The 12870-nt window shown below is 66.4% G+C and carries 12 protein-coding genes and 1 tRNA gene; 6 read left to right on the plus strand and 7 right to left on the minus strand.

The genetic code is table 11. The features are described 5' to 3' along the window. Positions 1–510 precede the first annotated feature (510 nt). Positions 511–583 (minus strand) — tRNA-Pro (locus C5B90_RS12910). An 84-nt stretch (positions 584–667) separates the two neighbouring features. Next, the gene (gene trmY, locus C5B90_RS12915) at positions 668–1264 is read right to left on the minus strand and encodes a tRNA (pseudouridine(54)-N(1))-methyltransferase TrmY (protein ID WP_007276073.1); all 597 of its coding nucleotides are present in this window, start codon (positions 1262–1264) and stop codon (positions 668–670) included. A 171-nt stretch (positions 1265–1435) separates the two neighbouring features. On the opposite strand from trmY, the gene C5B90_RS12920 reads away from it, so the two are divergent. Next, on the plus strand, positions 1436–3337 hold the full coding sequence (locus tag C5B90_RS12920; protein WP_115882536.1) for an ABC transporter ATP-binding protein: 1902 nt from the start codon (positions 1436–1438) through the stop codon (positions 3335–3337). Positions 3338–3521: 184 nt separating this feature from the next. Here C5B90_RS12920 and C5B90_RS12925 read toward each other — a convergent pair whose 3' ends face one another. The 4 genes from C5B90_RS12925 to C5B90_RS12940 all read right to left on the minus strand — a co-directional run bounded on the left by C5B90_RS12925 (position 3522) and on the right by C5B90_RS12940 (position 7300). Next, the gene (locus tag C5B90_RS12925; RefSeq protein WP_115882022.1) at positions 3522–4541 is read right to left on the minus strand and encodes a hypothetical protein; all 1020 of its coding nucleotides are present in this window, start codon (positions 4539–4541) and stop codon (positions 3522–3524) included. After that, a complete protein-coding gene (locus tag C5B90_RS12930; RefSeq protein ID WP_115882024.1) occupies positions 4528–5427 on the minus strand; it encodes a S49 family peptidase in 900 nt (299 codons plus the stop codon). The genes C5B90_RS12925 and C5B90_RS12930 overlap by 14 nt, the downstream gene beginning before the upstream one ends. Before the next feature lie 146 nt (positions 5428–5573). Further along, positions 5574–6350 (minus strand): ABC transporter permease, encoded by a 777-nt coding sequence (locus C5B90_RS12935; protein WP_058566412.1) that lies wholly within the window; start codon positions 6348–6350, stop codon positions 5574–5576. Next, entirely contained in the window at positions 6347–7300 is a 954-nt protein-coding gene (locus tag C5B90_RS12940) for an ABC transporter ATP-binding protein (protein WP_058566411.1), read from the minus strand. Before C5B90_RS12940 ends, C5B90_RS12935 begins: the two co-directional genes overlap by 4 nt. A 349-nt stretch (positions 7301–7649) precedes the next feature. Between C5B90_RS12940 and C5B90_RS12945 the strand changes: the two genes are divergently transcribed. The 5 genes from C5B90_RS12945 to C5B90_RS12965 all read left to right on the plus strand — a co-directional run bounded on the left by C5B90_RS12945 (position 7650) and on the right by C5B90_RS12965 (position 11698). Next, positions 7650–7904, plus strand: coding sequence for a hypothetical protein (locus C5B90_RS12945; RefSeq protein WP_115882026.1), 255 nt, complete (start codon positions 7650–7652; stop codon positions 7902–7904). Continuing rightward, positions 7901–8938 (plus strand): isocitrate lyase, encoded by a 1038-nt coding sequence (gene aceA, locus C5B90_RS12950; RefSeq protein ID WP_058566409.1) that lies wholly within the window; start codon positions 7901–7903, stop codon positions 8936–8938. The genes C5B90_RS12945 and aceA overlap by 4 nt, the downstream gene beginning before the upstream one ends. Then, positions 8931–10232: a malate synthase AceB gene (aceB, locus tag C5B90_RS12955; protein ID WP_115882028.1), complete on the plus strand. Its 1302-nt coding sequence runs from the start codon at positions 8931–8933 to the stop codon at positions 10230–10232. Before aceA ends, aceB begins: the two co-directional genes overlap by 8 nt. Before the next feature lie 177 nt (positions 10233–10409). Beyond that, positions 10410–10982, plus strand: a complete 573-nt coding sequence (locus C5B90_RS12960; protein ID WP_115882538.1) for a DUF4112 domain-containing protein — start codon at positions 10410–10412, stop codon at positions 10980–10982. Between the two features lie 110 nt (positions 10983–11092). Beyond that, on the plus strand, positions 11093–11698 hold the full coding sequence (locus C5B90_RS12965) for a twin-arginine translocation signal domain-containing protein (RefSeq protein ID WP_115882030.1): 606 nt from the start codon (positions 11093–11095) through the stop codon (positions 11696–11698). Positions 11699–11861: 163 nt separating this feature from the next. Here C5B90_RS12965 and C5B90_RS12970 read toward each other — a convergent pair whose 3' ends face one another. Next, positions 11862–12839: a DMT family transporter gene (locus C5B90_RS12970; RefSeq protein ID WP_115882032.1), complete on the minus strand. Its 978-nt coding sequence runs from the start codon at positions 12837–12839 to the stop codon at positions 11862–11864. Between the last annotated feature and the right edge of the window lie 31 nt (positions 12840–12870).

Consider the following 12870-nt stretch of genomic DNA (forward strand, 5'->3'; position numbering starts at 1 on the left):
TTTTAGGCTGGCCTAAACTATTGAAACCTTTCGGTTTGTCGGCACGGGGTGTGACGCGTTCGACGTATTGGTGGGTGAATTGCGAGCGAGAATGTGATTCACCTAACAGAACCGCCTGTGTCACCGAATAAGAGAGGACGGGCGAAGTAGTGGCTCAGATTCGAACTTCCCTCGCTGTCGCTCGGGCGTTCGAATCTTCAGTCGCCCAAACAACCGTTTCGGGGAGACTCGCACACGCTACGCGGTGCTCGTTGGCGTTGAAAGGGGTAGAAATGGCCCACTGTGACTCGCTTCGCTCGTCACAAGCACCCGCTCACTTCGTTCGCGAGTACGGCTCAGATTCGAATCTATCGAGACCTCGTCTCGCCTCTTCACGCTCGCTGTGCTCACGCGAACCACGGTCACTCACTTCGTTCGTTCCCTGATTCGAATCTTCGGTCGCCCAGACAACCGTTTCGGGGGGACTCGCACACGCTACGCGGTGCTCGTTGGCGTTGAAAGGGGTAGAAATGGGCCGGCTCAGATTCGAACTGAGGTTACGGCCACCCGAAGGCCGAAGGATACCAAGCTACCCCACCGGCCCGCATTTTGAGGCAAGCCACCGTCGCGTTTAACAGTTGTGATTGTGGGCCACCGTCAGACCGCGTGACACACCGCCGACCCCGACTCAGTACCGCGAATAGCCCGCGGTGTCGAGGTAGTTGTGCGCGACCGTAATCGAGTGGTCGGCGTGGAGAATCTCGGGACCGAGGCGGACCCGCTCGTCGGCGGCGGCCGCCAGCAACTCGGCCTCTTCGTCGGTGAAGTCGTGGTGGTCCGAGAGGACGAAAAGCGGGTTTTCGGGCGGTTCGACCTGAACCACGGGGTCGCCGTCCTCGTGGAGTTCGACCACGGTCGCGTCGCGGGCGGCCTCCTCCAGCGTCGTCTCGAAGCCCATCCGGCGGATAGAAACTCCCGGCGACGACTCGGCGGGCATGTGGCCGATTGCCTCCTCGCGCTTCTCCAGCGCCTTGCGAATCAGCGCGGCGGTGGAGCGTTCGTCGGGATTGAGTCGGCGGAGTTCCGACCCCTCGAAGCGGACGGTGTACTCGTCACCGAGGACGAGGTGAACCCGAACGTCCTCGCGGATGTCGTGCGAGAGAAAGAACGCGGAGTTGACACAGCGACAGAGCACGTCGAGGCGGCCGGCCCCGCCCGCGATGTCGTCGAGCGAGAAGTCGGGCGTCGTCGGCGCGTCGTGGCCGATGACGATGAATTGGCGCATACGTCCGACTCGGCGCGTGAGGGTCTTATCGGTGTCCACTCGCGGGCGACAGGGGGCGACGGCGACACCGCGGGCCACCCGTAGCGACGACGCGAATCTCCCCGACCGCGCACGTCATATCCGCCGGACGCTTACCTCGGGTAAGTGAGCCTCGAAGCCGGGCGCGACCCGATAGTCCGCCTGTTCGCCGAATACGGTCGCGAGAATCTCGCGTGGTTCGTCGTCGGGCTACTGGCGAGCGTCCTCGGGCGACTCATCGCGGTCGTGCCGGCGCTCGTCCTCGGAGTCGCCATCGACGCGGTGTTCTTCCGGAACACGGCGTACGCCCTCCCGTTGGTCCCGTCGTCGTGGTTGCCGACGACCGTCTCCGGGCAGTTCTGGTTGAGCTTCTGGCTCGTCATCGGGGCGTTCGTCGGCGGCGTCGCGCTCTCGTGGGTGCAGGGCCTCGGCCTCGCGGTCTACTCGAATCGCGTCCAACACGCCGTCCGCGTGGACACCTACGACGCGCTTCAGCGCCTCGATATGGCCTTCTTCGACGACAAACAGACCGGACAGGTGCTGTCGATTCTCGACGGCGACGTGCGCAACCTCCGGACGTTCCTCGACAGCACGCTCTCGGGCGGCCTCCAGTTGGTCGTCGCCGTCGTCGGCATCGCGGGCGTGCTGTTCTACCTGAACGCCCAACTCGCGGTCGTCACGCTCGTGGCCGTCCCGCTTCTGGCCGTCTTCACCATTTGGTTCATGCGGACGATTCGGCCGCTGTACCGCGCCCTCCGCGAGAGCGTCGGCGCGCTCAACACCCGCATCGAGAACAACGTCTCGGGGATGGAGGTCATCAAGGCCTCCGCGACCGAGGACTACGAGACGGACCGCGTCGCCGACGCCTCCATGGACTACTACCGGCGCGCCCTCGCGGTCGTCAGACTCGACTACCTCTACCAGCCGTCGATGGAACTCCTCGCGGGCGTCGCGTTCGCGGCCACGTTCGCTATCGGCGGCGTCTGGCTCATCTTCGGCCCGCCAGCGCCCTTCACGGGCGACCTGCTCGTCGGCGAGTTCGTCACGTTCCTGTTCATGACCCAGCGGTTCATCGACCCGCTGTCGGGTGCGGGCCGCATCGTCAACTCCTACGAGAACGCCCGCGCCTCGGGCGAGCGCATCTTCGGGCTGGCCGACCGCGAGGCCGTCGTCCGCGACGCGCCCGACGCCGAGTCCCTCGACGCAATCGACGGCCGCATCGAATTCGACAGAGTCTCGTTCGCCTATGCGACCGGCCGCGAGGTGCTCCGCGACGTCTCGTTCACGGCCGAACCGGGCGAAACCGTCGCGCTCGTCGGCCCAACGGGCGCGGGAAAATCCACCGCCGCGAAGCTCCTCCTCAGGCTCTACGAACCCACGGACGGGGCGGTCCGCGTGGACGGCCACGACGTGCGCGGGGTCGAAATCAGGAGTCTCCGCGAGGCCATCGGCTACGTGAGTCAGGACGTGTACCTCTTCGACGGGACGGTCAGGGAGAACCTCCTGTACGGGGCGTTCGACGCGACCGAGGCGGAGATGGTCGCGGCCGCGAGCGCCGCCGAGGCCCACGAGTTCGTCTCGCGGCTCCCCGACGGCTACGACACCCGCATCGGCGAGCGCGGCGTGAAGCTCTCGGGCGGCCAGCGCCAGCGGCTCTCCATCGCCCGCGCGATGCTCCAAGACCCGCGGATTCTCGTCCTCGACGAGGCGACGAGTGCCGTCGACACCGAGACGGAACTGCTCATCCAGCGCGCGCTCGACCGCCTCTCAGAAGGGCGAACCACGCTCGTCATCGCCCACCGGCTCTCGACAGTCCGCCGCGCCGACGCCATCGTCGTCCTCGACGAGGGCGAAGTCGTCGAATCGGGCACCCACGACGAACTCGTCGAACTCGGCGGTCTCTACGCGACGCTCTGGGGCGTCCAAGCCGGTGACGTATCGGGTGTCTCCGCGGACATCCTCGCGCGACTGGTCGAGCGAAGCCGCGCGGCCGACGAGGCCGACGCGGACCGCATCGCCGACGGGGTCACCGCCGACGGCGGCGAAGACGCCTGAGGAAGTCGCCAGCCGCATCCGACGCTAGACGAAGAACGACGAAAGAAACGAGTTGGGGCAGCGAAGCCGGGAGTCCGGCTTCGGTCGCGTGAGTGATGGCTGGGTGTCGGCGTCGAGCGACCGGCCGCCCGTGATGGCTGAGACGGAGAGCCCGGTCGCGTCGATACGTGCCCGTTCGGGTTGGTTACGCCGGAGTCGGGGCGGTTCCCTGTCCGGGTGCTGACCCGGGCTCGCCACCGGATTCGGGCGTGGCCGGGGCGGGCGCGCCGGACTCCTTGTCGCCGGAGACGAGGAAGTCGGCGAGGTTGCCGACGAGCACCTCGTTGTCGGCCTCGTAGGCCGATTCGGGCGCGAGGAAGTCGGCGTCACCGATGGCGACGACCGTCTCGCTCTGCGCGGCGACCGTGTACGGACCGGTCTTTCGAATCGACTCGACGCGGGTCTCGCCGCCGGAGACGAGCGCCGGCGAGACGCTATCGGCCGAGACCGAAAGCGGCGCGGCGTCGCGGAACACGACCTCGTCGACGCCCTCGGTCAGGGCGGTTTCGCCCTCGGGCGTGGCGTAGACGTTCTCGTAGTTGAGGTAGTAATCGTGCATGTTGTACAGCGACGAGGAACCGAACGAAACCCCGTAGTCAGAGGTCAACCCGGCGTCGCCGCCGACAGCGCCAGTCGACACCGAGACGGTGATGAGACCGAGGACGCTCGTCGTGCCCGCGGACTGCGGGTCCCCGAGGAGGGCGACGCGGCCGCCGGCGTCCTCGAACGAGCGCAGGCCGGCGAGCTGGTCGCCGGTGTACGGCTGTTCGGGGTTGACGACGACGAAGGCGTCGGCCTGCCGGAGCGAGCCGTTGAAGTCCCGCTGGGCGTCCTCGCGGGTGAGGTACTTCACCTGATGGCCGTTGGCGACGAGCGCGTCGACGAGCGGTTGCATGTCGGATTCGCTCACGTCGTTCTCGTGGCCCACGTCGATGAGGACGGTCTTCGGCTCCGCGTTCGAATCCATCGTCACGTCGCCCGATTCGGGACCGGGCGTAGCGACGAGTTCGTCCGCGTCGAACGCCTGTTTCGCGGCGTTCTCCGTGTCTGCCGGGGCGCTACCGCCGAGTTGGAAGGCGTAGGGTGCCACCGCGGCTCCGACCAAGATGAGGCCGAGCGCGACCGCGAAGACGACCGTCCCGCCGAGTAAGTTACGCTGAGACATTACCGATCACCTCATCTTCGTACTGCACTTGCCCGTACACCATCAGGAACTGCGGCGCGCGAACGCCGTCGTATCCGACGGGACTCTCTTCGATGACGACCGTCGAGTCGCCGCTGTCCGAGCTGAGGAGGATGATGCCCGACTGGGCCTGTGGCTCCTTCTCGACGACCTCGTAGTTTTCGAGGCCGGCCTCGGCGGCGGCACGGTCGATGGCCGTCTGCAGCGTGCCGATGTCGTCGGCGTAGCCGTTCTGCGTGGCGCGAGCGCCGGTGTAGACCTTCGCGTAGGCGACCTCCTCGCGCGACAGCGAGAGGTCGTCGCCGCGGTGGTCCATGACGCTGCCGACGAAGGCGTGCTTCAGCGTCTCAATCTGCGCTTCGCGCTGGTCAACGGTCATCGACGCCTTGTCGGGGCCGGTGCGAATCTCGTTGGACGAGCCGCCGATGGGTGCCGAGCCGCGGACGCCAACGCTCCCGATGACGGACGAGGGCGTCACGTAGATGCTCTCGGAGGGGAGCATCGTGTAGTACGCACCCGATGCGCCCGTTCCTTGGACGCTCGAAACGACGGGCATCTCTTGGGCGGTCCGATTGACCGCCAAGTACATCCGCTCGGAGGCGGCGGCAGAGCCGCCGGGGCTGTCGACCTGCAGGACGACGGCCTTTATCGATTCGTTCTCTCGCGCTTCGTGGAGGTCCTCTTCCAGCTGGTCAGCTGTGTAGGAGGAGATGTACCCGTCGACCGAGATGACCGCGACCCTGTCTGGGGTAGGCGCGGCCGCGTCGTAGACGACGGGGGCGAGGAATGCTCCAACCAGGACGGCCGCGACGAGGGCGAGGACCGAGACGGTCCGCGCCGACGCCGCGGAGGAGGGTTTTGATACCATACTGCGGACGTGACTTCTAGAGCGGCTGTGAAAATACTTGTCATCGTAAAAGACAGTTGTTCAGACAAGAACGCGAGGCGACGGGGGCGAAATGCGCCGACTACGGCGGGTCGTCACCAGAGACGGTCGATGACGGCCGACTGGTCTCAGTCGGTCAGTCCGTAGCCCCGCCGGAAGAGAACGACGTTGAGACCGACGACCCCGAGTGTGAGCGCCGTCAGCACGCCGAGAGAGAGGTTCGGGTCCACCTCGGTGACGCCGAGGAAGCCGTAGCGGACGCCGTTGACCATGTATATCATCGGGTTGAGGAGCGACGCCTGCTGGAAGGTCGCCGGAATCTCGTTGAGCGAGTAGAAGACGCCGCCGAAGAACACCAGCGGGCGCAGGATGAACTGGTTCATCATCGTCAGGTCGTCGAAGTCGTCGGCCCAGAGGCCGCCGACCACGCCGAGGCCCGCGAACAGCAGGGTGATGATGAGCATGAACGCGACGAGGTAGAACGGTTGGGCGACGCCGACGGTGGTAAACACCATCCCGATGAGGGCGACGAGCGCGCCGACGAGCACCCCGCGGGTCGCGCTGGAGAGGACGTACGCGCCGACCATCGAGGTGTACGACAGCGGCGAGGTGAGCGCCTCCTCGATGTAGCGGTTCCAGCGGCCGTGGAAGATAGAGAAGGACGCGTTCTCGAAGGCGTTGGAGACAGCCCCGAGGACGATGAGACCGGGGAGGATAAACAGGATGTACGGGACGCCCGCGATTTCGTTGATGCGCTCGCCGAGGATGACGCCGAACACGGAGAAGTACAGCACGTTCGTGATAAACGGCGGGACGAACGTGTTGCGCGGGCGGCGGACGAACCGGAGGACTTCGCGGCGAAGCAGGGCGTAAAAGCCGGTCACGTCGAGACTCGTGAGACTCATTGTTCGACCTCCGCGGTGGCGCGGCCCTCGCCCTGTCTCGTCATCTCGACGAACACCTCTTCGAGTGACGTGCGAGAGATTTCGAGGTCGACGATTTCGTGGCCCTGTCGGTCGAGCGCCTGCACCACGTCGGGGGCGACGAGACCGCCCTGCTGGGCCGTCACGACGAGGCGAGTACCGTCGAGTTCGACGGCCTCGACGCGGTCGTCGTCGGCCGCGAAGTCGGGCACCGCCGTCGGCGGGTCGCGGAGTTGGACGACGATGTCGTCGGTGCCGCGGTCCATCAGTTCCTCGGGGCTGGCGACCTCGATGACGGACCCGGAGTCGAGGATGGCGACCTCGTCGCAGAGGCGTTCTGCCTCCTCGATGTAGTGAGTCGTGAGCAGGATGGTCGTCCCGCTGTCGTTGAGGTCGACGATGGTCTCCCAGAGTTCGTGGCGCAGTTGCACGTCGACCCCGGCGGTCGGCTCGTCGAGGATGAGCAGGTCGGGGTCGGTGATGAGCGCCCGCGCGAGCATGAACCGGCGCTTCATCCCGCCGGAGAGCCAGTCGAAGCGGGTGTCACGCTTGTCGTAGATACCGACGCGCTTGAGCACCTCGTCGGCGCGCTCGCGGGCCTCGTCGTGCGGAATCCCGTGGTAGCCCGCCTTGTGTTCGAGCACTTCCCGAATCGGGAAAAAGCGGTCCACGTTGAACTCCTGGGGCGCGAGGCCGATTCGGTCGCGGGCCTCGCGGTAGTCGTCTTCCACGTCGTAGCCGAAGACGCTCGCCTCGCCGCCGGTCTTGCGGACGAGGCCGACGAGGATGTTGATGAACGTCGTCTTCCCCGCCCCGTTCGGCCCCAACAGCCCGAAGAACGACCCCTCGGGAACGTCGAGGTCGACGCCGTCGAGGGCGCGGACGTCGCCGTAGGACTTCGTCAAGTCGCGTATCTCAATCGCAGATGCCATTCGCTGGTGCGTCGTCGGGCGTGGACGCGATTAAGCGTAGTGTCCGCGGAACGCCCCGTCACGGCGTGGCACGCCCGGTCGCCGGGCGGAGTCGAGCGGGTCGCATCCGACCCGGGAGATGTTGTGGTATGCTATGACATATCAAATTAGGGCCTAATATCCATCTGTACAGAACTAAGTCATTAACTAATATTATCATTATCAATCATTAACTATTTGTACGACTCGGCAGTCGAACCGGGTGAGGAGACATCCGATGGTAGTATCCGCAGCACACCACGCATCCGACCGCTCGACGACCGCGACTCGAACCGACCGCTACCGACCGCCGACCCCACCGACGTAACCGATGACAAACCGCGACAACACGACCCGAACCGACACGACGACCCGCACGCCGACTACCACTCGCTCGACGACGACTCGTCCTCGCGTCGCGCGGCGATACCCCAACAACGAGGAGAACATGGACGCGCCGCTCGTCCCCTTCATCCAACAGCCGGGTGAGGACGACGAGATGACGACGATTCGGCGCGAACTCGCCGCGCTCCGCGCCCAACTGAATCGTATCGAGCGAACGATGCAGCCCACCGACACCCAATGAACCCGACCGAACTCGACAGCGACGTCTTCGCACAGGATGTTGACAACCAGAAGGCCCGCGAACTGCGGGAGATGCTGAACACGCAGGACTTCGTGTTCGCCCCCGGCATGTACCACGCGCTCGACGCCCGCCTCGCCGAGATGACGGGCCACGACGCCGCCTACATGTCCGGCTACTCGACGGTCCTCGGGCAGTTCGGCTTCCCCGACCTGGAGATGGTCACGATGACCGAGATGGTCGAGAACGCAAAGCGCATGGTCGAGGCGACGAACCTGCCGGTCATCGCCGACTGCGACACGGGCTACGGCGGCATCCACAACGTCCGCCGCGCCGTCCGCGAGTACGAGAAGGCCGGCGTCGCCGCCGTCCACATCGAAGACCAGACGACCCCGAAGCGCTGCGGCCACATCGCGGGCAAGCAAATCGTCTCCCGTGAGAAGGCCAAGGCTCGCTTCGAGGCCGCCGTCGACGCCAAGCAGTCGGAGGACACGGTCGTCATCGCCCGCACCGACGCCTACGGCTCCTCGAACGGCGACTGGGACGAACACGTCGAGCGCGGCCGCATCTACGCCGACGCCGGCGTCGACATCGTCTGGCCCGAAATGCCGAACCCCTCGCGCGAGGACGCCGTCGCCTACGCCGAGGAGATTCACGAGACGCACCCGGACCTGAAGCTCGCGTTCAACTACTCGTCGTCGTTCGCGTGGTCCGAAGAGGAGGACCCGCTGACGTTCCAGGAGCTGGGCGACCTCGGCTACAAGTACATCTTCATCACGCTGTTCGGCCTCCACTCGGGCGCGCACGCCGTCTACGAGGACTTCAAGAAGCTCGCCGAACAGGACGAAGAAGGGCAGTTTGACCTCGAACAGCGCTACCTCGACCACCCGACCGAGAGCCACCACGAACTGTCGTTCGTCTCGCGGTATCAGGACATCGAGACGCAGTTCGACCCCGAGGCGCGCCGCCGCATCGAGGAGTCCGAAGGGTTCAGCGAGGAGCAGGCCGACCCCATCACGAGCAACGACGATGACTGAGCGCAGACACGACCGGCAGTTCGTGCGGACGTTCTTCACCTCGCCGACGGCCGTCGAGGGCGAAGACGACTCCGCGAAGATGCTCCGACGGGCGGCCGGCCTCCGCGGGATGCAGGCCCCCGACGTGTGGGTCCCCGACAACGAGGACGCCACCGCGCCGTCGATGCGCGACGAGGGGGCCGAGAACATCATCGAAGTCATCTCCGAACACGGCTCGGAGTTCCCCGGCGAGATTCACCCCCGGATGGTCTGGCACCGCGACAGCCCCGAAACTCGGTATCAGGGCTTCCAGCACATACTCGAAATCACCGACCCGGAAAACGGCGCGGTCGAGCACATCGACGGCTTCGTCATCCCCGAAGTCGGCGGCATCGACGACTGGAAGAAGGCCGACGAGTGGTTCACCATCGTCGAGAACGAGCACGGACTCGACGAGGGGAGCCTCGCCATGTCGGTCATCATCGAGAGCGGCGAGGCCGAACTCGCCATGGGCGACCTCCGCGACGAGATGGGCAAGCCGACGAACAACCTCGAACGGCTGTTCCTCCTCGTCGACGGCGAGGTCGACTACACGAAGGACATGCGCGCCATGACGCCGACGGGCGAACTCCCGGCGTGGCCCGAGCTTCGACACAACACCTCCCGCGGAGCCAGCGCTGCCGGCTGTATCGCCGTGGACGGCCCCTACGACGACATCCGCGACGTGGAGGGCTACCGCGAGCGCATGACCGAGAATCAGGCGAAGGGGATGCTCGGCATCTGGTCGCTCACCCCCGGGCAGGTCGTCGAGGCCAACACCTCGCCGCTCCCGCCGAAGACCGGCAGTTGGCTCCTCGACGCGGGCGGCGAGGAAATCGAACTCGCGTCCGAGGACGGGGCTGAGGTGTACGATGGCGACCGCCTCTCGCTCGAAGCCACCGACGGCGGCTACGAACTCCGTGTCGGCGGCGACACGCGGGAACTCACCGCGGACGAACTCCGCGAGGAACTGCTCGGCCTGACCTCGTACGTCCCGAGCATGGACGACATCGTCGACTCCATGGAGGAGTTCGAGGCGGCCAAGGAGGCCGGCCGCGGCGCGATCGCCATGACGCAGTCGGCGACGCTCCGTATCGGCGGCACCGAAATCGACATCGCCAAGGACCGGATGTGGGACGAAGCGACCTATCAGGCCGCGATGACGCCCATCAGCCTGTTCCAAGACGTGTACGAACACCGCCCGGACCAACACGAGGAGTTAGAAGAGCGCTACGGCGCGGGCGTCGTCGAGCGCGCGATGGAGGTGGGCCTCTAAGCCCGGGAAGCGACGCCACCTCGGGGTTCCGCCGTCGACCCCGGCTTCGGCTTGGTCACACGACGGCGTCCGGCTTCGTAGCTCTGAGACGCGCTCGCCCGAACCGTGGGGGCGGCGCGTCGCGTTCTTTTTCCACTCGACGCTATCCTCAAGTTCCGCCCGCGCGATTCGACGCGTGTGAACGATTCCTCGAACACTCCGACGACGCCCGCGGCGGCGAGCGCCGGCGACGGCGATGGCGACGAACCGCTGGAACCCGACGCAGTCGTCGACTTCGAGTCGGCGGGCGTCGCCGACGAGGAGACCCTCGCGCGACTCCGCGCGGTGAGCTTCTACCTCGACGAGGCGTTCGAGATTCCGGGGACGAACTACCGCATCGGCCTCGACCCGATACTGGGACTGGTACCGGGTATCGGCGACGCGACGGCCTCGGCCCTCTCGGCGTACATTCTCGTCGAAGCCGCGATGCTCGGCGTGCCGCGGGCGACGCTCGCGCGGATGCTCGGCAACGTCGTCCTCGATGCGACCGTCGGGTCGCTCCCGCTCGTCGGCGACGTGTTCGACGCGGCGTGGAAGGCCAACGCCCGGAACGTCCGGCTGTTGGAAGCCCGATACGACGACGTCTCTCCCGAGGCCGCGGCGGCCGACCGGCGGTTCCTCTTGGCCGCGGTGGCCGCTATCACCCTCCTGCTCGTCGCGCTCGGCGCGGCGACTGCGGTCGTCGCCCTGTGGGCGCTCGGACAGGTTTGACTGCTGTAAGTATCTGATATTCGAGACACTGAAAACTGGGTGTGAGACAGGTTATCCACCCCCAAACTGTAAACTACAAGACATATATACGAGCTTGCAAACCACCGTGTATGGAACGACGAACTTTCCTGAAGAGCGTCGCCGCGACGGGAGCCCTCCTCACCACCGCCGGTTGTATGGGCGGTGGCTCCGGGTCGCAGCCGACTGCGGGTAACGAGACGGGCAACGAGACCGGCAACGGTACGACGGGCGAGACGACGGCCGACGTCGAACCGGCCGAGGTTCCGGACCCCGAGCTCACCTTCCGTACCAACAGCGGCGTCCTCCGCGTCGTTCACATGGGCGGCGAGAAGATCACCGACGAGGGAACGGACGAGGTCTACGTCACCGTCGACGACGAGCGCACCGCGACGTGGGTCGCCGACGGCGAGAAGGGACAGGAGTACCCACTCTCGGTCGGTAACTTCCTCGAAATCGAATCCGCCGAGAGCGACTCGACGGTCGAGGTCGTCTGGGTCGGCCGCGCGGGTGCCGAAGAAGTCCTCGCGACCCACGAGGCCGCCGCCGAGGAGACCACGACCACGACCACGACGAACGAGACGACCACGAACGAAACCGCGACGAACGAGACGGTCACCGAGACGACGGCCGCCAACGAGACGGTCACGACGACGAACGAGACGACCACGTCGTCAGACAACGAGACCAACAACTGAGGACGACTGACGCCGACGTGGACGCCGGCGTCGGACGTAGCGAACTTTTTTCTACTCGAAGGCGGGTCGGGATTCGCGCCGTGACGCCGGACGCGACAAGTCTGCGAGAGCTCCGCGACAGCCTTGTGAGAGTAGCCCTGCAGCGTCGGCGACGGGACGCCACTCAGTCGTCGGCCGGTAGACTGTCCGGGTCGGCCGCCGGTTCGGGCGCGACGATGCCGACGCGGACGCCGAGACGGCGCCCCAGCGGGCCGAGCGCGTCGCGTTTCATGAACGCGAAGCCGAGGAGGATGAGCGCGAAGCCGACGACGGTGACGGGGCCGATGCGCTCGCCGAGGAACGCCCAGCCGGTGACGGCGGCGACGACCGGCGTGACGTAGTTGACGAGGCTGATTTCGACCGCGCCGATGCGGTCGAGCAGGACGAAGTAGGCGATGAAGCCGACGGCGCTGCAGAGCACGGCCAAGAACAGCAGCGCGGCGACGACGACCGGTGACCACGCCACGCTCGCGAGGCCGGGTTCGCCGAGGACGGGGCTCGTGACGTGGAGCATGCCCGCGCCGAGGAGCATCATCCACGCCTGCATCGGAACGACGGGCGGGTTCCCGGGGAGGCGCTTGACGAGCACCGAGCCGAACGCCCACGCCGCGGCCGCGAGAAGGAGCAGGACGACGCCGAGAAGTTGGCCGCCGACCGAGCCGGACGCGAGGGCGATGACTACCGTGCCGGCCAGCCCCAGAAACACACCGAAGAAGCCGAACGCGTCGAGGCGCTCTTCGGGCAGCATCGGCCACGCGAAAAGCGGCGTGAGGACGGGCGCGAGGCTGATGACGATGGCCGAGACGCCGCTCGTCACGTACCGCTGGCCGGAGAACAGGAGCGAGAAGTGCGCACCGATAAGGAGCGCCCCGCCGACGAGGACGACGAGCCACTCGTCGCGGCCGCGGGGCCGCCAGTCCTCGGCTGCGAGCAGACCGTAGGCGAACAGCACCACCCCGGCCACGTCGTACCGGAGGGCGGCGAACAGCACGGGCGGGAGGACATCGAGGCCGACCTCGATGGCGATAAACGACGTTCCCCAGAGGACCGCGATGGTCGCGAACAGTGCGAGCGTCCGATTCGTTTGCGTATTGATAGACACGAGATATCGACCGTAGACCCAGGTGTTGAAG

The organism is Haloferax sp. Atlit-12N (assembly GCF_003383095.1).
Classification (GTDB): domain Archaea; phylum Halobacteriota; class Halobacteria; order Halobacteriales; family Haloferacaceae; genus Haloferax.